At 44.7% G+C, this 18,420-nt stretch carries 20 protein-coding genes; 16 read left to right on the forward strand and 4 right to left on the reverse strand.

Annotated features, from left to right (window positions below; genetic code table 11):
• Nucleotides 1-2: 2 nt before the first annotated feature.
• The 13 genes from UE46_RS05365 to UE46_RS05430 all read left to right on the forward strand — a co-directional run bounded on the left by UE46_RS05365 (nt 3) and on the right by UE46_RS05430 (nt 12,549).
• Nucleotides 3-590: a hypothetical protein gene (locus UE46_RS05365; RefSeq protein WP_036058627.1), complete on the forward strand. Its 588-nt coding sequence runs from the start codon at nt 3-5 to the stop codon at nt 588-590.
• Nucleotides 505-1,872 (forward strand): fibronectin type III domain-containing protein, encoded by a 1,368-nt coding sequence (locus UE46_RS05370; RefSeq protein WP_143812871.1) that lies wholly within the window; start codon nt 505-507, stop codon nt 1,870-1,872. The genes UE46_RS05365 and UE46_RS05370 overlap by 86 nt, the downstream gene beginning before the upstream one ends.
• 56 nt (nt 1,873-1,928) lie before the next feature.
• Nucleotides 1,929-2,300 carry a hypothetical protein gene (locus UE46_RS05375; protein ID WP_036058631.1) on the forward strand — a complete coding sequence of 124 codons (372 nt, stop codon included), beginning with the start codon at nt 1,929-1,931 and terminating at the stop codon, nt 2,298-2,300.
• A gap of 179 nt (nt 2,301-2,479) precedes the next feature.
• Nucleotides 2,480-6,874, forward strand: coding sequence for a phage tail tape measure protein (locus tag UE46_RS05380; protein ID WP_036058633.1), 4,395 nt, complete (start codon nt 2,480-2,482; stop codon nt 6,872-6,874).
• A 56-nt stretch (nt 6,875-6,930) separates the two neighbouring features.
• The gene (locus tag UE46_RS05385; protein WP_233230990.1) at nt 6,931-7,776 is read left to right on the forward strand and encodes a phage tail family protein; all 846 of its coding nucleotides are present in this window, start codon (nt 6,931-6,933) and stop codon (nt 7,774-7,776) included.
• A gap of 26 nt (nt 7,777-7,802) precedes the next feature.
• Nucleotides 7,803-8,801 (forward strand): siphovirus ReqiPepy6 Gp37-like family protein, encoded by a 999-nt coding sequence (locus UE46_RS05390; protein WP_233230991.1) that lies wholly within the window; start codon nt 7,803-7,805, stop codon nt 8,799-8,801.
• Nucleotides 8,802-9,569, forward strand: coding sequence for a hypothetical protein (locus UE46_RS05395; protein ID WP_036058639.1), 768 nt, complete (start codon nt 8,802-8,804; stop codon nt 9,567-9,569).
• Nucleotides 9,569-9,892 carry a hypothetical protein gene (locus tag UE46_RS05400; RefSeq protein ID WP_036058641.1) on the forward strand — a complete coding sequence of 108 codons (324 nt, stop codon included), beginning with the start codon at nt 9,569-9,571 and terminating at the stop codon, nt 9,890-9,892. Before UE46_RS05395 ends, UE46_RS05400 begins: the two co-directional genes overlap by 1 nt.
• A 188-nt stretch (nt 9,893-10,080) precedes the next feature.
• The gene (locus UE46_RS05405; RefSeq protein ID WP_036058644.1) at nt 10,081-10,479 is read left to right on the forward strand and encodes a hypothetical protein; all 399 of its coding nucleotides are present in this window, start codon (nt 10,081-10,083) and stop codon (nt 10,477-10,479) included.
• A gap of 11 nt (nt 10,480-10,490) precedes the next feature.
• Entirely contained in the window at nt 10,491-10,772 is a 282-nt protein-coding gene (locus UE46_RS05410; RefSeq protein WP_036058645.1) for a holin, read from the forward strand.
• A gap of 2 nt (nt 10,773-10,774) precedes the next feature.
• Nucleotides 10,775-11,626 carry an N-acetylmuramoyl-L-alanine amidase gene (locus UE46_RS16285; protein ID WP_036058646.1) on the forward strand — a complete coding sequence of 284 codons (852 nt, stop codon included), beginning with the start codon at nt 10,775-10,777 and terminating at the stop codon, nt 11,624-11,626.
• A gap of 24 nt (nt 11,627-11,650) precedes the next feature.
• Nucleotides 11,651-12,013, forward strand: coding sequence for a hypothetical protein (locus tag UE46_RS05425; protein ID WP_036058647.1), 363 nt, complete (start codon nt 11,651-11,653; stop codon nt 12,011-12,013).
• A 173-nt stretch (nt 12,014-12,186) separates the two neighbouring features.
• Nucleotides 12,187-12,549 (forward strand): hypothetical protein, encoded by a 363-nt coding sequence (locus UE46_RS05430; protein WP_051492758.1) that lies wholly within the window; start codon nt 12,187-12,189, stop codon nt 12,547-12,549.
• A 296-nt stretch (nt 12,550-12,845) separates the two neighbouring features.
• Here the strand turns inward: UE46_RS05430 and UE46_RS05435 are convergent, their stop codons facing one another.
• Nucleotides 12,846-13,574, reverse strand: a complete 729-nt coding sequence (locus UE46_RS05435) for a hypothetical protein (protein ID WP_036058649.1) — start codon at nt 13,572-13,574, stop codon at nt 12,846-12,848.
• Between the two features lie 82 nt (nt 13,575-13,656).
• A complete protein-coding gene (locus UE46_RS05440) occupies nt 13,657-14,889 on the reverse strand; it encodes a threonine/serine exporter family protein (RefSeq protein ID WP_036058650.1) in 1,233 nt (410 codons plus the stop codon).
• Nucleotides 14,890-15,057: 168 nt separating this feature from the next.
• On the opposite strand from UE46_RS05440, the gene UE46_RS05445 reads away from it, so the two are divergent.
• The 3 genes from UE46_RS05445 (at nt 15,058) to UE46_RS05455 (ending at nt 16,670) form a co-directional block, all read left to right on the forward strand.
• Complete coding sequence (locus UE46_RS05445) at nt 15,058-15,483, forward strand: MarR family winged helix-turn-helix transcriptional regulator (RefSeq protein WP_036058653.1); 426 nt, start codon at nt 15,058-15,060, stop codon at nt 15,481-15,483.
• Nucleotides 15,484-15,504: 21 nt separating this feature from the next.
• Nucleotides 15,505-16,440, forward strand: coding sequence for an NADP-dependent oxidoreductase (locus UE46_RS05450; RefSeq protein ID WP_036058714.1), 936 nt, complete (start codon nt 15,505-15,507; stop codon nt 16,438-16,440).
• 68 nt (nt 16,441-16,508) lie between these two features.
• Nucleotides 16,509-16,670, forward strand: coding sequence for a lmo0937 family membrane protein (locus tag UE46_RS05455; protein ID WP_118907461.1), 162 nt, complete (start codon nt 16,509-16,511; stop codon nt 16,668-16,670).
• A 64-nt stretch (nt 16,671-16,734) separates the two neighbouring features.
• Here UE46_RS05455 and UE46_RS05460 read toward each other — a convergent pair whose 3' ends face one another.
• Nucleotides 16,735-17,301 carry an NADPH-dependent FMN reductase gene (locus UE46_RS05460; RefSeq protein WP_036058656.1) on the reverse strand — a complete coding sequence of 189 codons (567 nt, stop codon included), beginning with the start codon at nt 17,299-17,301 and terminating at the stop codon, nt 16,735-16,737.
• A complete protein-coding gene (locus UE46_RS05465) occupies nt 17,298-18,371 on the reverse strand; it encodes an LLM class flavin-dependent oxidoreductase (protein WP_036058657.1) in 1,074 nt (357 codons plus the stop codon). Before UE46_RS05465 ends, UE46_RS05460 begins: the two co-directional genes overlap by 4 nt.
• Between the last annotated feature and the right edge of the window lie 49 nt (nt 18,372-18,420).

An 18,420-nucleotide genomic window follows, 5' to 3' on the forward strand; every position in this document is an offset into this window, starting at 1 on the left:
AGATGACAACTAAAAAAGAATATTTTGCGTACGGTTTTACTAATGTACATTGGCACCCCATCGCGGCGACTGGTGTAAAAACACCTGGTGTACTTTTCGGTGAGTTTTCGAAATTTGAAGGTGAAGCAACCATCAAAACAATTACACGGAAATCTGAGGGTGTGCCAGTAGAGGAGATTAGCAAGCCCGAAATGATGGAAGGGACCCTCACAGGGCATATTCATCTAGCGACTGCACGTGAGTTGTACGGCCTTAGTACGGAGGGCCTAAAGGAAGGCGTTTGGGCTTACGGATCGTCCTCTAAAACGGCGAATTTTGCGCTAACTGCGGAGGAACAAGACATGTATGGAAACGGCCGATTGCTTGGTTTTGCAAATATGTCTGTAACTGGTGGGATTAAATGGAGCCTAGAAAATGCCTCGGAGGAGGTAGCGGAAATTGAAATCCCAGTTAAGGCAATGAAAGATGCTAATAAAGAACTTCGCTATGATGCGATGATTGACGATGTCATTGATAAGAAGACAGTCGAGAAATGGCATACCGACTTTAGCCCTGATATGGTCAAAAAAGATTACGTCTTTCCCAGCTGAGCCCCAAAATTTAAAAGTCTCGGAGTTCACGGATAAAACTATCACGTGGACCTGGGACTTAGTACAAGGGGCTTCCTTTTATCATGTCTATGTAGATGGCGCAGTAATTCCAGCGGTAGCGACAAGCAACGTATTTACAAGTGATAAATTGCTGGAGGCTACGGTCCACACAGTTAGAGTAACAGCGGTCTCGAAATACAATGTCGAGAGTAAGCTATCTAACGAAATTAGCCAAAAAACAAGATTGTCTATGCTGGTGATGGAGCGCTACTTGGCTGATACAACAAATGCAAAAGGTAAAGGGCCGAGCCTACCTAGTGTTACAAACGTTCGCGTTTATGATCGTGATAAGTATGTAGCGACAGGGACGATTGTAGCTGGTGAAGTCAGTATCTACATGCCAGGCATCATGAATACAAACTATGCAAAACAAATATCCGTCATTGTGAACGGTACTGAAAAAGTAAAAGTACCAGTGAATCAGGATGGCACTTTCAGGTACTACGCGAAAGATATTGTAAAAGCAGTAACTGATGTGGTAAAGGTTGTTCTGTACAACAGGAATGGAACGGTGATGGAGACGCTGGATGTTCTAATCGGTACAACCGCAGTAAGTGCAGAGACTCGAACGGGCTCATACGCAAATATGTACCAGGTTGGGGCGAGTTATATTACAGGCGGGTACAACAACGTGCTTACACTTAAAGCGCTGGATGGGAAATCCTCTGGAGACCCTACTACTATCGAGGGTATGCCAACACCTATGGCTATCGAACTTCCCAGATTGGAACTTAACACAATTAGCAGCGTAGACAGAATAGTATCAGGTATGACCGAGCCAAGTGGTTATGTGAGGCTAACTGTAGATGGTACCGCTCGTTCTGTACCACAGGCAGATGCAACTGGGTACTTCTCTATTTCGTCGAGCAGCATTATCTCGGGTTCGATTGTATTGGTTGAGTCGAAGGTTGGTAGTTACTACCCCGGCTCCGTTACGGTTACCGTACCAGCACCCGCAGGAGCGCCTGTTACACCTACGAATTTAGCGGTTAGTGAAATCACACAGACCACGGCAAAACTAACGTGGGCAGCCTCTCCAGGGGCCACATCCTACAAGCTTTATCAAAATAGTTCTATGGTGCCATGGAAATCCACATCTATCACGTCGTACAGTTTAACCGGAACGGCAGGGAGCTCGTGGACCTACCAAGTAACGGCGCTCAATGCATCAGGTGAGAGTTTGATGACTGCTAAAGTACCCGTGAATTTTTTACCTGAATAGCAAATCAGAGTCCTCAAAATTGGGGGCTCTTTTATTATGAAAAGGAGGAGAACAACATGGCTCAAATTGAATTGAAAAACTACGGCATGGTTGATATTGACACACAGCTCACAGCTGCCACATTCCTCACATTGCAGGACGAGGGCATTGTGGATAAGGATTTTCTCGACAAGATAATCAATGCAACGGTTGAGAGTGAAATCCCGCTAAAAATTAAGCTAAACACCCTATACGCCGCATATCGCGAGGCGAACGAAACAGATTACTTAGATTATCAGACTTTTATTAAGTCCTACCAGATTGATTATGTACAGCTTACGCTTGTTGTTGGGGCGGCTATCGTCAAAAAGAATGTAGATGAGTTCGGAGCTTTTTCACAAACACTCATAAAGAAGATACCGAAAACAGGGACTAGCTCGGGGAAGTAGCTTTCCCAAAAGTCACGATTGAGACCGTAGAAGATTTGTACAGTTACTACGTTGACTATTTTGGGATAAGCGAAGATATTTTCTGGAACCGTCCGTTTTTTACGTTACCTAGATACGTAGCAAATAAAATCGCAGTAGACGCGTGGAAGCAGCATGTGCAAAGAGAGGCGGCGAAATAAGTGGCAAGAGACAGCGAAAAGAAGATAAAATTTAAAGTCGATAATCAGCAGTATAGCGCAGCCATGAAAACCATGAACGCCGATACTGCGAAACTAAATAAAGAGTTTCGACTCGAACAAGAACAGCTAAAAGAGACAGGCTCCGCTTCTGAGAAGCTAGAGAGCCAAATGGCCAAACTGGCCAGAGAGCAAGAACTGACAGGCAAGAAAATTGAGTCTACAGAGCAGCACCTCGATAACGCAAAACAGACTTTCGGGGAGAACTCCAAAGAGGCTCAAAACTTAGAGAAGAAATTACTAGATTTGCAGATTGCAGAGCAGCGACTTGCTAATCAAACAATAGATACAGCCCGAAAAATGGATATGTTGGCTCAGTCGGAAAACGACGCGAACAGCTCCTCGGCCAAACGTCGACAAGAACTTTCGAAGTTGGAGGGTGAGCAGGATAGGCTGACGCGTTCCAATGAACGGTTAGACCAGGAGCTTGAGTTACAGATTGCCACAATGGGCGATGGAGCCAAAGAGGCGGATAAGTTGAAAGCATCCCAGGCTATTCTTGGCCGTCAGATGGGCAACACAGCCGACCAGGTCAAGAACCTAGAGCACCAGCTGGAACTCGCGAAAAAAGAATACGGTGAGAACTCGCAGGAAGTAGATGAGCTGGAGAAAGAACTCCTGTCAGCGAAAACGGCCTATGCCAATTTTGGAAATGAGCTAGAGAAGACCAATAAGGATTTAGGCGTGTTTGGCGTGAAGACAAAAGAGGCAGGCGCCAATGTTGCTAAAGTTGGTGGGGGCATGACTGCCGGGATTACCGTTCCGATTTTGGCCGTGGGTGCGGCATCGATTCAGGCAGCCCAGAACGTCGCAGATTCACAAAGTAAGATTAAAGGCTCCTTAGGTACTACCGAGAAGGAAACGGCCAGACTATCGGCCACAGCGCGCTCTATCTATGTGGATGGCTATGGGGAATCATTAGAAGAAGTCACGGACGCCCTGACACGTGTCAAGCTGAAAATGAGAGACTTGGATGGCAAGGAACTTAAGCAGGCAACTGTCACAGCTATGAACTTAGCAGCAACCTTTGACGCAGATGTCAATGAGGTTGTACGTGGCGGCGATGGCTTGATGAAGAACTTCAAAATATCCTCAGAAGAAGCCTTCCAGAAACTTGCTTGGGGTGCACAGAATGGCCTCAATTTCTCCGATGAGCTTTTCGATAATATCTCCGAGTATGCCCCGCTATTTAGTCAAGCGGGTTTTTCGATTGATGAGATGTTTTCTATCTTGGAAGCTGGTACAAAAGAAGGTGCCTATAACCTGGATTACGTGAATGACCTTGTAAAAGAGTTCGGCATCCGTATTCAGGACGGTTCGAAATCAACGACTGAGGCAATGAGCCAGATGTCAGGGTCCACCAAGAAGATGTTTAAGGAGTACCAAAACGGCAAAGTGACAGCTGCGGAAATGTTCAAAGCCATAGGTAAAGATTTGAAGGGCATGGACGACCAGCAAAAGGCCACACAGCTAGGTACAGCGCTATTCGGTACGAAGTTCGAGGACTTAGGAAACAAAGCCGTGTACGCCATGACAGACGCCCAAACAGGGCTAATGGACACCAAGGGCGCGCTGGATAAATTAAACTCCGCAGCCGAAAGCAATCATCAGCTAGAGGTTGCTATGCGAGCCTTTGAGAATGCTATTGCAGACATTGGAACGGCGTTGGGGCCTGTGTTATCGGATGTTGCAGAGGTGTCACAAGAATTTTCGGACTGGTTTACTTCATTAGACGATGGTACGAAAAAAGCCATTGTGGGGATTGCAGGAACCGCCGCAGCCATCGGGCCAGTTGTTGCTGGTGTGGGCTTATTGATGATGACGCTAAACCCTGTAACAGCAACCATCGCAGCTATTGGATTGGGTGTTGTAGCGTTGGGTGGCGCGTGGGCATATCAGGTCGCAGCACAGAAACGGCATGACGCAGAGCTCACGAAATCAATCGATAACGCGGCTATGTACGGCGAGGGTGTTTCTGCTGGAACTCGAAAAGCTGGTGAGTCTTTTGTTAAGTTGAAAGATACCGCACATACCAACATGGCTTTGATGAAAACGGCCACGGTCGAGAACGCGAAACAGATGTCTACAGAAGTAGTTGAGGCTTACTCAGGTATGGCGGATAAGGCCATAGTAGCCCTTGAAGAGTATAAGAACCGCCTGAATACAGAGATTGACACTCTGACCAAAGGGACAGGTGCAGTCGGGAAGCAAACAGCTGATAAGGCAACAAAAGAGGTCAACGATTCGATTGATAAAAATATCAATAAAGTCAAAGACGCAGTACAAACAATGAATGACCTGAAAACGAAATACAATGGAAACTTGGCCAGCATGACAGAGGCAGATAAGAAGCGATACAGTGAAGCAACCTTGTTTCTTGATGAGCAACTGAAAGTATTTTCTAACTCAGTTAAAGAGCAAGAGCGTATTGCCAAAGCAGCTAGTCAAAATCAGGATACTATTTCGAAGTCTTCATATGATAAGCAGCTCGCGACCGCAAAGAAAGCTCGCGATAAGTCAACTAAAGAGGCTGAAAATTACTACAAGAGCACCAAGAAGGATTTAGAGAAAGCACTGGCAGAGGGGCACATAAGCCAGGAGAACTATAATCAGCTCATGACACTGAACGGAAAGACTCTTGCAGAAAATAGTTATAAATCTCAAAGAGTACTCTCTGATACCAATAAAAGTCTAGCGGAATCTTTTAAAAACACAGGTGAGGTAGTCCTAGAATCTGGCATGGATATAGACAGGATGAAACAACTACAGGCTGATGGAACCTGGAAATGGTGGTCTCAGGAAAAAAGAGCATGGGTTGAAAAAGTCTCCATGCAAGAAGAAATAAAACGCAAAAATGAAACATATATTAAGAGTCTAAGTTCGGGAAATAAAGAGGCGGAGGGTAGTATCAAGGAGTTCAAGGACAACCTCATCAAGTTCTACATGGAGGCAGGGCTGAGTGCAGACCAGGCTAGAAAACAGGTTGAGCTCGATACTCAGGGAATGGTCGACGCAGTGGACGCATCGGGAAACCAGGTTGCAGTCCAAGCAAAGGGCCTTAGTGAGAAGTTCATAAAAGGGCTAAGTGAGAAGAATGCAGATATTCCCGCAGTTGCGAAAAAATGGGGGCTTGACCTAGAATCCAATACTAAAATCGACCTCGGGAAGAATGGAAATAAGACAGCGAAAGAGTTTTTTGCAGCCATCAAGAAGGGCGGAGAGGATGCCCTTCCAATGCTCCAGTATTTCTTTTCTAGCAAACTGGAAGCCATAACGACTAACGACCTTGGGGATGTAGGGAAGAAAGATGTCGACACATTACGCGAGGGGCTAGATGCTGGAGCCATCACGTTAGACCAACTAAAAGCAAAATTTGGAACGTCAATGTTGAACATCTATAGCAATGACCTGAACAAAATAGGCCAGGACAATATCGCAACGCTTAGAAACGGATTGGACTCAGGAGCAGTTACAATCAACCAGCTTGAAGGTAAATTCAAAACACAGCTGAATAAAATCTATGATAAGGACCTTAGCAAAATTGGTAAGGATGATTTAGGGACTTTGAAAAAAGGGATGGACTTAGGACTTCCTGGTGTTAATACTTTTCTTACAGGGCTTAAATCAAAAATCAAAACAGATACTAAGGTAGATATAAAAGGCGTGGGTAAGACTAACATTGATGGGCTTGTCACAGGTTTCCAAAATGGAAAAATAAATGTCAATCAGTTCCTCACTGGCTTGCGCGAGTTGCAGAAAAAAGGTAGTAAGACGAACTTAAGTGGCGAAGGTAAAGGTAATGCGCAGACCTTTGTTGATGGCGCAAACTCTAAGAAAGGTGCAGCCAATACCGCAGGTAAGGGGCTGGCAAGTAATGCGAAATCTGGTGCTGGTTCAGTGTCGGCCGAACAGGAAGGCCGTAATTTCGGGCAGGGTTTCTCAGCGGGGATAAATTCAGTTGCAAGCGCAGCAGCAACTACAGCTGCCAACATGGTTACCAATGCAATTTCTGCCGTTAAGGCTGCACAAAAATCAGCTTCACCTGCCAAGGAGCTAATCAAAAAAGGTAAGGATTTCTCAGATGGCTATGCAATCGGTATCGACGACAACGCAGACGGAGCTATCGACAATGCGGCCAATATGGCGCTGAACGCGATTGATGCTGTGAACGGTGCACCAAGCATGCCTGTATTGCAGAGAATGCAAGAGTTGGCTACGAACTTCAATGCGACTCAGAATTATCTCCAGTTCCAATTTTTCGGGATGACAATTCGCGAAGAGGCCGACATCAACAAAATCGTCGACGTGGTAGATGAAAGGCTAGGTGATAGGTATTGACGGAGTATCGAGTAATCACATATCGGAATAGCGCTGGTGAAGAGGCCAACTTCTCAATGCCGTACCAGCAGTTCCTCTATAACCTGGAGGGCATGGGGTTTGCATATGAGAACACGATAGAAGAGAGTAATTACGCTGACCACACATATGTTACAAATACCAGGCTTGTCATTCCTGATTTTTCGGGAGAGCTAAGTCTATTGAGCATCCATGGTAACAATCGAGACATCTACGAGAATCAGCGAGAGGTCACGCGAATCTTGAACTACGACCAGCTCATGCGGCAGCAAGGCGTGGATGCCTATGGGATGCTCATTTACAAGAATGCCTCGGATGTAGAGATGTTCTCCAGGGCGCTTATTAAGTCGTTCGATTTCGGTGAGATTGAAGAGGATGGCGATGAGTTGAAAATCAAAATTGCATTCGACCGCATATCAAAGACCTGGATTGCCATGGCGCCCAAGGCAACGCGAATCAACCTAGAAGGCTCTGACCAATCACACAAGCACCCTTATTCGCATCCTTGGACACATGGCCAGACTTATAGAGCAGGTTCCGGCACGATAACGAACATCGGTGGGAACCACTTTGCAAAGCTCATCATACGTATAAACGGCGAAGTATCAGCCTTCACGCTGACAATCAAAAACACGATGACCGGACAGCAGAAACGTATCAAATACGACGGCAATATCAACACAGGTGAAACGCTTGTCATCGACAACTTTGATATGTTCGTCCGCAAGAATGGAGTAAATGCAATTGCATTGTTTGACCTGTTTACAGCAGACCCGCCTTTCTTTGATTTGATGCCAGGTGCGCCGTATACGATTAGCGTGGATAGCGCCAACTTGCGGGGCTCTATTGAAGTAGAGATATATGAAACGTGGGTGAGCGCCTAATGTTGACATGTCTGATATTCGATAAAATGTTGAATCAGAAGACCATCATTAGTATTACAGCTGGCTCATTCACTGCTCACGTTTGGGACTGGCAGGCGTTCGATCTGAAAACAAAATCGGCAAGTGTAGAGGTAGAGGATTTCATCACGATACTGGATGAGCGAAAGCCTATTTTCTCCGGAGTGGTCAAACAGACGCAAGAGTCAGAGGGCACCTACACGTATTCAGGTTTCGACCTCCGCTATTTGTTGGACAGAGTGCAGATGAACTATTTACTCAAGCGCAATATGGTGAGCTCGGCCGTCTACTCAGGCGGCTCTTTTGCTATCCTGAAAAACACGATACAACTGGCTTTCCCACTTGCCACGGTCATCACAAAGCTGGACGCAGATAAGACAACATTCTCGCTATCGCCACGGATGCAAACCGCTTTCGCCTTCCATCGCGCGAATTGCATTTCTAATGATATGACATATCAAATTTACATCGTATCGGATCGGCGTGTTTATATAGAGGGGAAGTATTTGCGGGACCTTAGAAAAAGCGTTGTGCTGCTCACGGACATCACGCATAAGCAGGGCGAGGTCATCAAGAGTACAAAAGAGGCATACAACCAGATACTCGGTCTTGGCGCAGGTGAAGACAACGCTCGCGATTTCCATTTCATCGATAACAGGGTATCGAATGATTATGCGAGCTGTTACGTCTACGATATCCGTGAGACGATCAGCCATGCCGAGCTAGTGCAGCGTACAATTGCAAAACTGAAAGAGCTCCAATTTGAGTATACGGTGAAGTTCACAACACTTGATAATCATGTAGCAGAGTTAGGTGAGGAGTATGACGTTGGAGATTACGTGAGTTTCCGAATGCAGAACGGCGCTCTTGTAGAGGACTTAGTATCTGCCTATACAGTCAACATAGAGAAGGGCATTCTATCACCTAAGTACGATCTGGAAACGGGCATAAAGAAGGGCTCGCTCACAGCGAAGCTCAAGGATTTAAAAGAAGGAGGTTATAAATAAATGGCAGTTAAAACATTCAATTATACAAACGACGCCTACATTGAGGCAATCGATACGCGCTCCGAGCTAGGGGCGATGGTCGGGAACGCAGGAAACGGCTTTTTCGGGACGATAGCGCAAGTGGGTACTACAAACAGTTACACAGTCAAAGCAGGCACTGTAGTCTTTGCTGGAGGGCTGTGCATACGCGTTTTATCGGATGAAACCTTTGATCTCACATCACTGAAATATATTGTTGTTGAAACAATATATCAGCCCATTACAGACGGATATACGTGTCTGCTGAAAGCTGTCAATGTACTCGATGCAACAACGATGGGCACAGTGAAGAAGCATGTTCCAATTTATCAAAAAGGTGTTGGACTCATGAACGAGGGCAAGGGTCTGACTGACGTACTGAAAAAAGCAAGGCGTGCCGACTGTTTCTGGAGCGGCGGGATGTATATGGATGAGGGGCACAGGCTTACCTTTCCAAACTTGGAAACAAATGATTATCAAATGCTGTATTTAGTGTTTTCGCATTACACAGTTGGGACTGGGGCGGATAATTGGGGTTGGCTGGTTTATCCGATTCCAGTGGAGTTTATTATCAGCCATCCAGGCGAAGGGCATTCCGTCACTATTTCGGTAGAGGATACTACAAAGGTTATGTATAAGTACATCTATGTTGGGATAAACGCTGTATCGGGTAGCTCGAATAATGTGCGTATTTTGGATGGCGTTAATTTTAGGTCGAAATGTCTAAGAGAAATTTGGGGGGTGGGGTGATGTTTAGTTCTTATTTTGTGTTGCTGGATAGCCTAGGTTATGTAGTGGCATGGTCACAATCAGAACAGGAAGGCTTTCAGGAGATTGAAGCCAAGGCCGAGGATTTTAATAAGCTTGATTTTGTGAAAATAGTAGATGGCAAGGCTCTAGTTGATGAGAGGCAAAGGCAGCTAGTTATCAAGGAATATGAAAAAAACTCACAGACTGATATTGAAAAACTCAAGCTAGAGAACGAGGCGATGAGGGTACAAAGTGCGGAGTTGCGTGACACAATTCTGGACCTGGCTATCATCATTGAAAGGTTGGGAGGTGAGTTAGAATGAGCCCTCTTGTGAAGCTGTTTATTGAATCTATCCTCGATGAAGCATCCAGTCGCACAATTGAGGACGTGCCAAAGTCGCTCCGTGACAAAGTGCAGGCTGGCTTAGACGAATACCATGCCTCCTCATTGGAAGAGGTAGAAAACAAAAGCGCCGAATAGCGCTATTTTTTATGGGATGAGGTGAGGACCTTGGGGGACATTGTTACGGAGTTAGTTGATGAGGCAGTCACGAATGATAGGGCGTTCTATATCCTAACGATAATTTTTATGGTCCTATCTATCTGGGCCCTATGGATTCTGTTTCGGCACTTCCTACGACAGCTAACTAAGGCAGAAGAAAGGGCAGAATCGAAACAGTCCATTATCGAAAGCCAGCAAGCTTTTATTGCGGATATGCGACTTGAACACCAGGAGCACATGCGAAGTATGCAGACTGCGCTGGCTAAAAGTCAAACCATCAATGAGAACCTAGTTACAGTAACAGCACAGCAGCAGCGTTATATCGAAGGGCTCAAAGCTCATCGGCGAACCGTTGAGAACATGGACAGAAAAATCGATAAAGTGTTACTAAAAATTGCAGAGAAATGAGGAATGGAAAAATGGAATTTGGAAAAGAGCTTTTAGCGTATATGACATTCTTGGCCATGGTAGTACCGCTTGTTGTGCAGGCGATTAAGAAGACGGGGGTTATTCCCAAGAAGTGGCTGCCTATCGCATCCATTGTGTTGGGTGTAGGCCTTGGCTTACTCGCTCTCGGCTTACCAGGGGCGGGTAGCGCCTACGTAATGGCTTGGGCTGGTGGGTTAGCTGGTGCGGGCGGTACAGGCGTGTTTGAAATCTTCACGAACCGCGAGAAAAAATATAGCAAGGAGGACGAATAAATATGAAAATCAATGAATTGAAGTTAGCAATTTTCGCAGGGCATGGTGGGGTTGATCCAGGTGCTTCTTCCACGTATGGCAAGGAATCAGATAAGGCGCTGGAGTTGATGCTTGAGGCGACTAAATACGCCCGTTCTTTGGGTATTAAGGTCATCAATAACCGCACCTCGAACGTTGCGCGTAATATCAGCGCAGATGCGAAGAAGGCAAATAATGAGAAGGTCAATGCTGTTATCGAGATTCATTTTGATAGTGCGGTGGCTACAGCGAATGGAACAACAGGTTTTTACGCAGATGGCAGCCCAACAAGTAAGAGTCTAGCCCAAAAAGTCAATGACCGCGTAGATGACTACTTCCGTGACCGCGAAATCAAGCCAGACACATCAACAAGGCACGGCCGCCTCGGTATTCTGCGAGAAACGAAGGCTCCAGCTATGCTTTTAGAAACGTGCTTCATCAGTAACAAGGATGACATGACAGCATATAACACTAAGAAAAGCTTAATCGCTCAAGCTATCGTAAGGGGTGCTTTAGATTACTTCAATATTGCGCTACCGAACACGACGCAAAATAAGCCTAGTCCAGCTCCTGTAAAACCTAAACCAACAGCACCAGGAGCTACCTCTTACACAGGCAAAAAATTAGTTTCCAAAACTGGTGAATTACGCTTTTACAGTAAGGGCTCTTGGGCAGACAGAGATGTAGTTGGTACAGTTAGTAAGGGCTTAGGATTCCCTACTGTATTGGCAAAAGTCAATGTTGCGGGTAGCCCGCAGTATAAGGTTCAAAACAGCAAGGGGAAAACGTTCTACATCACAGCAGCAGATAAATATGTAGAGCTTAAAAATAAATAAAACAAATGAAATGAGGAATGTAAAATGGCAAGTAAAAACGTATCGAACATTTATGTAAATCCAGCGAAAGATAATTTCCCAAAGACTGATGGGGGTGTAACGATCGTCATTGAGAACAAAAACGCGTTCGGCGTCGATTCGAAAATCAAGTCAGAGAAATTCAACGAAACGAAAGGTATCTGGGAAACCGCCTGTGTTCTACAAGGTAGCGAGGGCGGACTCATGCCACATGAGCGGGTAGAGGATTTCCTTCTTAGTACGCACTTCTTCAAGAAAGGGGCAGGAAAGTATAGAATCTATTATGAGTTTTATAAAGCGACTAACCTTCCAATCCCATATACATCTAAGTTAGGCACCTTGACAACCTCAGTGTTTAACATCAAATAATATGACGAAAGCCTCTCATTTGAGGGGCTTTTTTATTTTGTCTATTTTTGATATAATAGAAAGGTCTTTTGCATGAAGACACTCCAAGAAGACACCTATAGTGCTAGCTAGGTGTCTTTTTTATTTGCGAAATACGAACAAATGTTCTATAATAGCTTCAAGAGGTGAGTACTATGGAAAGATTGAATTTACAAGAGCAGTTGTTGGCGAGGCCAGCAACAAGGAATATTGTACATTTAGTTCATAGAAGAGATATAGATATACAAGAGAAAGAGTACTTCATGATGACAATTAAAGATGCATTAAGACGTGACTGGGTTTGCCGAGTCAAAGTTTTTGAGCAGTACAGGCATGGGCTATATTCATTAGCGCCGTTCGAGGATGCGCGTTATTTTGCAGAAATGGGCGAAGAGGCATGGCGCATTTTATCACCAACACAAATCAGAATAGCCACACAAGAGATAGAATTTAAAGATGTAAATGGGGTTTCGCAAGTCATCGAATTTCGGGACATTCTAGATATCGAAATCGGCTAATCTAAACTACAAGAAAGACCGCCAAGCGTCCAATGCTGGCGGTCATTATTTTACTCTTTTCCGTGGGCAGAGCGTGGGCAGAACGAAACAGTTTTTAATGATTTTAAACGATTACTAACAGCTATCGTAAAATTGAAAATGGCATAAGACAGACATTAAAAGCTACTAAAACCTCCTAAAATATATCTATGTTTAATTCTGGCAGTGTAGAGGTCAGGGGTTCGATCCCCCTACGCTCCATAATTGATAGAAAAGGCATGTTCCGCGTTTATCGGGAACATGCCTTTTCTACGTGCTTATTCTAAAACACTAATCGAACTAGCCGTAATCCCCGGCATCGCAATTGTCTTACCATTCGCGTCATCAAACGCATATGTTCCATAAATCGTCCCATAAACCTCGACGATAGCGCCTTTTTTAGCTTCTGTAGTCCCCGTGTAAATCACCATCACGGTATCTTTCCACGTGCCACCATCTTGCGTCATATTTACCTTCAAATATTTCGTCGCGCCGCCATCAGTGACTTCTGCGACTTGTCCTTTTAAATAATACGATTCTCGCGCGTATTTATCAGGATTGCCGTTCAACATCGCAAAGGATATTTTGGCGGCGTTTGGCTTCGCATTTTCCGTTACTTCTTTTTGAGCTTTGTCTTTCGCGGCTTGCTCTTGTTCTTTCTGCTCCTCTTTAACTGCGGCCGGCTGCGTCACATGAACGGTTGCGCGGGTCTCTGTCAGGTCTTTTTTACTCGCCACAATTTCATATGATTTATCGCTTTCATAGATGTGCATTAACTCGAATGTGCCTTTTTTATTTGCATCCACGGAAACGTCGCCGATACTAATCGTAGCGCCAGGTGTTGCTTTTCCTGTAACCGTGAAAATATCATTTGCGTCCGCCGTTACATTTTTCTCATCTAATTGAATCGTTAATTTATCAGAGGTTTCTGCTTGCTTTTCATTACTTCCGCATGCAGCTAAAAGTAGTACGAAGCCCAAAAGCATTATCCCGATGCCTTTTTTCATTTTTCTAAATCTCTCCTCTTACCTTGTTTTGTGAAGCTATCTCCATTATATAATCATCACAAGGCAGGTGAACAGCAGTTTTTCAATTTTTTTGTTGTAATTGTTTCTTTTGTGTCGAAATTAAGTAGCCAATCGCTATGCCAATGGTCACGGTCGGGAAGAGGATAATCATCGCCATAATTTCACGCGAGCCTTCCACGACGTAGCCGCCAATAATGCTTGATAGCCCTTCAATCCCTTTCGCTCCAACTGTTAAAATGAAGAAGCTACTGATAAAAAGGACGACGCGTGGCGGTTGAGAAGGGGATTTTGTGGCTATATTTGCCATAACACCAGCTGCAATCGCTGCAACAAAGGTGCCAATTAAATCACCAGCCCACTGACCTACGACGTATTGGATGACAAGAGTCAGGATTGCAAAAATCGATAACCACTTCAAATAGGTCATTGGAACGTTAAATGTTAAACATAATCCTAGGCAGAAAACGATGACAAATAGTAAAATATAGAAGGAATTAAAAGTGCCTGAAATATCTCCTTTATCGAGCGTTCGAACGGTTGCCCCAGTCACTTCAATCGCTAGCAAAATGCCAATCACCATCTGGAGGAGGCACATAAATGCAGAAACTAAGCGAGCAGACCCAGCTGTTAATTTTCCATAAAAAACCTCGCCGGCAGCAGCAGACATCGTATCTCCTGGAATACAAATGAACAGCGCTGGAATCATCAGAAACACTGGTCCATAACTAATCGCCGTATCATGGAAAACAGTGAGACTAACAACGCCTACGAAAAAGGATGCGATAAGTGGAAAGAAAAGGCCAAATCTATTTTTTTCTAAAACGACGCATATCAGTCCCGAAATGAGGCCTAAAACACCACTGATCCAGACTTCTGTCCATGTTGCAATAACAAGAGGCGCAAATCCCATCGCGAAAAAAGAGGTGCCAATCACGCGTAACCAATCAGGATAAATTGGCGGGGACGTCGAAATCTTTTGCATCTTTTCATCAGCCGTTTCAAGTGTGAGGCCATTATCTATGTCATGAAGCAATGTTTTGACGGAAGATATGCGTGATAAAGAAGCGATTCCTGGTGTTGCTTGAATAATAGCATGGTGAATATGCTCTTCCTCATGATAAATGGTGATTTCGATATATTCACTTAAGCATAAGATATTCAAGTGATAGCCATAATGCGCGGCTACTTGATGCAACTGTTCTTCTATCATAATGGTGCCTTCGCCGCTCTCTGTTAGCAAAACGCGTCCCATTGTCGAAATAAGTGAAATAAATGTCTTATCTTGCGTTGTCATTTTCCCACACCCCCATTTTTTGTTCTGAACTCATACTTTGTAAAAATTATACCATAATGCGGTTCTAAATACCTTTCGAGCAGATTCCTTGCCAAATTTATTTAAAAGAGTAAGATAATTGATATATCAATTGATGGGTCAATTAATTGGTGGATCGGAGGGATTGAGATGGATGATGGTTGTTCGGAACGCGCGATATTGCTCGCGAAAATGCACAGTTTATGCAAAAATATGAACCAAACATTCGAGTCAACATTGCGAATGAGTGCGACAAAAGTGGAATTACTTTACCAAATATCTTGTGAGAACGAGCAAAATCAGCAGGCCCTGCAACAGACTCTAAATCTTGATGCTGCTGCGATTACAAGGCATTTGCGCAAACTGGAAGAGGATGGCTTGCTCATTCGTGAGAAGCGGGCGCCAGATCGTCGGGCAACTTTTATCAGGTTGACGGCACTTGGCGAAACGAGGCTTACTGAACTAACGGCGCAAAAAGAGGCTTTTCAGAGACTGTTACTAGAGGATTTATCAAAACAAGAACTTGCGGGTTTTGCGGATATTTTAGAACGGATGTCGGCGAATATTACGCGTTAAATTTAGAGGAGGTAATGGATGATGAAAGCAGTTATTATTGAAAATTATGGTGGTAAAGATATGTTGAAAGAAGCAGAGGTTGCGACTCCAAAACCGGAAGCAAATCAAGTTGTTGTTGAAATGAAGGCGACTTCGATTAACCCGATTGACTGGAAATTACGCGAAGGATACTTAAAACAAATGATGGATTGGCCATTCCCGATTATTTTAGGATGGGACGCAGCGGGTGTTATTTCGGAAGTTGGCGAGGGTGTTACGGATTGGAAAGTTGGCGACAAGGTGTTTGCGCGCCCTGAAACGACGCGCTTTGGTACGTACGCGGAATATGCATTAGTTGACGCGCCATTACTTGCGAAAATTCCAGACAATGTGTCCTTTGATGAAGCGGCTTCGATTCCACTTGCCGGTTTGACGGCTTGGCAAGCGCTATTTGATCATGCGAACTTGCAAGCAGGCGAAAAAGTTCTGATTCATGCGGGTGCTGGCGGTGTTGGTACGCTTGCGATTCAGTTAGCTAAAAATGCAGGCGCGCATGTTATTACTACGGCGAGCGAGAAAAACGCGGACTTTTTGAAAGAGCTTGGCGCGGATGAAGTGATCGACTACAAAACAACAAATTTTGCGGATGTTTTGACGGATGTGGATGTGGTTTTTGATACGATGGGTGGCGACATTCAGAAGGACAGTTTCAAAGTGTTGAAAGAGAACACAGGACGTCTGATTTCGATCGTTGCGGAACCGGATCAAGAACTTGCGAAAGCGAAAAATGTGGTTGCGAAGAGCATATGGTTGGAGCCTAATGGTGAGCAGTTGCAAGCATTCGCTGGTTTGATGGAAGCTGGCAAAGTGAAGGCCATTGTTGGCGCGACATTCCCATTCTCCGCACAAGGTGTTTACGACGCGCATGCTCTTAGCGAAACACACCATGCTAAAGGGAAAATCGTGATTAGTTTCTAGTCTCGGATGTTTGACCTTTTTTCATTGTGGTAAAGATATAGATAGCACAAAGCAAGGAGGTTTTATAGATGTTAGGTATTATTTGGGGAATCATTGTTATTCTTTTCGCCTTTTGGGTGATTGGACTAATATTCCATATCGGTGGAGCGTTAATCAATATTTTATTGGTAGTCGTTCTTATCTTAGTTATCTGGAACTTGATTCAGAGTGCCAGAAATAAGCGTAAATAACGAAAAGAACGAGGCTATACAGTTATATCCCGATGTGGAATATGATTGTATAGCCTCTTTTTATTTAAAAATCGTAACGTGCGTCTTTTTGTTTGGTGATTTCTTGGCGTACTTGGGTTTCGTACACGAGGTCGTCTGCCAAACGTTGTAATCGGAGTGTTACGTCGTCGTCCACAATTTGACCGCGATCGTATTGCCGTTCTTCGATGAACACGTAGTTCTGCGCAATTCGAGCTTTCATATAGGCCAGGATTGGTTTTAATTGCAGTTCTGCGACGAGGTAATGTTTTGGTGAGCCAGCTGTGGTGATAATCGCAACGTTTTTTTCTTGGAAGGCGCGTTCTGGAAGTAAATCTAAGACGTTTTTTAAAGCGCCAGAAATGGATGCTTGATAGGTTGGTGTGCCGATCAGAATCGCGTCGGCGGCCATGATTGTTGCAGTCACATTGGCGGTGTCACCGGTGTAATCACGAAAATCACGACCGTCGCTGAAAATCATCTCGTTTTGGCTTAGATCGATGAGCTCTGTTTCGGCGCCTGGATGATTCGCTTGGATATGGTCGAGCGCGAATTGGACGGCGATTTTTGTTTTTGAACCGGTAATGGCGCCTGAGATACCAACTATTTTCATTTTTTGTTCACCTCCATTTTCGTAGCTTTTTTAACAGCTGGAGCCACGATATTCGCGAGTAAGTCGATCGTTTTTTCGATTTTTGAGAGTGGCATACCGCCGATATCGACTTGGCCTAGAACGCGTTGATGGCCGTATAATTCGTGTTGGTACAGTATTTTTTCGATGAGTTGTTGCGGACTTCCGAGTAGCATCGCGCTTTTGGTGTCGATCGATTCGGCAAATTGTGATTTTGCGTAGCCGGTACCGCGCAATTCCTCCATGATGTGGTTGGCGTAAGGGTAAAATTCTCGCAGCGCGTCTTGGGAGTTTTCGGTGATGTACATTAAACTGGTCGTTCCAATTGGGAAGTCGAGCGGATCGAATCCGGATACTGCTAGAGTTTGGCGATAGGCTTTGACCGCGTGGCTAAAGGCATAGGCAGGTCCACCGAGCGTCGAGAGCATCATTGGTACGCCTTGTCTAGCGGCTTTAATGGCACTAGCAGGACCTCCACCCACAGCACGCCAAATCGGTAGTTTTTTATCGTTTAATGGTTGTGGAAAAATTTCTGCTTGGTTTAGTGGTGCGCGGAATTGACCGCTCCAGTTGATCTTTTCTTCTTCGTTTAACTGGATGAGGAGTTCCATTTTTTCTTCAAAAAGTTCTTCGTAGTCTCTTAGGTTGAAGCCGAGTAACTCGAAAGCGCCAACACGTGAGGCGCGACCAGCAACGATTTCTGCGCGTCCGCTTGAGATTAAATCGAGTGTGGCGTATTCTTCGTAAACGCGAACGGGATCGGCGGTGCTTAGGACAGTTGCACTACTCGTTATTTTGATATTTTTGGTTGCTTGGGCAATCGCTCCTAGAATGACTTGATTGGCGGAGGAGATGAATTTGGCTTGGTGGCTTTCACCGAGACCAAAAACGTCGAGTCCTGCCTGATCTGCCATTTTGGCGGTTGCAATAATTTCTGAGATACGTTGTTGCTCGCTAATTATTTTTCCAGTGAGGGGATCGGATACGTGTTCGCCGAGCGTAAAGATACCTACTACCATACCGTTATCTGGATTAATTCTGAATGATTTCATATTTAACTTCTCCTTTGCTAGTTACTTATATAATGTAAGTATAACGTGA

Source organism: Listeria weihenstephanensis, from assembly GCF_003534205.1.
GTDB lineage: Bacteria > Bacillota > Bacilli > Lactobacillales > Listeriaceae > Listeria_A > Listeria_A weihenstephanensis.

Coding starts and splice junctions, on each gene's coding strand:
- UE46_RS05370 (WP_143812871.1), top strand. CDS start 505: ATGTCATTGATAAGAAGACAGTCGAGAAATGGCATACCGACTTTAGCC.
- UE46_RS05460 (WP_036058656.1), bottom strand. CDS start 17,301: ATGAAAATAGTTGGTATCTCAGGCGCCATTACCGGTTCAAAAACAAAA.
- UE46_RS05400 (WP_036058641.1), top strand. CDS start 9,569: ATGTTTAGTTCTTATTTTGTGTTGCTGGATAGCCTAGGTTATGTAGTG.
- UE46_RS05465 (WP_036058657.1), bottom strand. CDS start 18,371: ATGAAATCATTCAGAATTAATCCAGATAACGGTATGGTAGTAGGTATC.
- UE46_RS05385 (WP_233230990.1), top strand. CDS start 6,931: ATGCCGTACCAGCAGTTCCTCTATAACCTGGAGGGCATGGGGTTTGCA.
- UE46_RS05435 (WP_036058649.1), bottom strand. CDS start 13,574: ATGAAAAAAGGCATCGGGATAATGCTTTTGGGCTTCGTACTACTTTTA.
- UE46_RS05395 (WP_036058639.1), top strand. CDS start 8,802: ATGGCAGTTAAAACATTCAATTATACAAACGACGCCTACATTGAGGCA.
- UE46_RS05390 (WP_233230991.1), top strand. CDS start 7,803: ATGTTGAATCAGAAGACCATCATTAGTATTACAGCTGGCTCATTCACT.
- UE46_RS05425 (WP_036058647.1), top strand. CDS start 11,651: ATGGCAAGTAAAAACGTATCGAACATTTATGTAAATCCAGCGAAAGAT.
- UE46_RS05455 (WP_118907461.1), top strand. CDS start 16,509: ATGTTAGGTATTATTTGGGGAATCATTGTTATTCTTTTCGCCTTTTGG.
- UE46_RS05450 (WP_036058714.1), top strand. CDS start 15,505: ATGAAAGCAGTTATTATTGAAAATTATGGTGGTAAAGATATGTTGAAA.
- UE46_RS05430 (WP_051492758.1), top strand. CDS start 12,187: ATGGAAAGATTGAATTTACAAGAGCAGTTGTTGGCGAGGCCAGCAACA.
- UE46_RS05410 (WP_036058645.1), top strand. CDS start 10,491: ATGGAATTTGGAAAAGAGCTTTTAGCGTATATGACATTCTTGGCCATG.
- UE46_RS05375 (WP_036058631.1), top strand. CDS start 1,929: ATGGCTCAAATTGAATTGAAAAACTACGGCATGGTTGATATTGACACA.
- UE46_RS16285 (WP_036058646.1), top strand. CDS start 10,775: ATGAAAATCAATGAATTGAAGTTAGCAATTTTCGCAGGGCATGGTGGG.
- UE46_RS05440 (WP_036058650.1), bottom strand. CDS start 14,889: ATGACAACGCAAGATAAGACATTTATTTCACTTATTTCGACAATGGGA.
- UE46_RS05445 (WP_036058653.1), top strand. CDS start 15,058: ATGGATGATGGTTGTTCGGAACGCGCGATATTGCTCGCGAAAATGCAC.
- UE46_RS05365 (WP_036058627.1), top strand. CDS start 3: ATGACAACTAAAAAAGAATATTTTGCGTACGGTTTTACTAATGTACAT.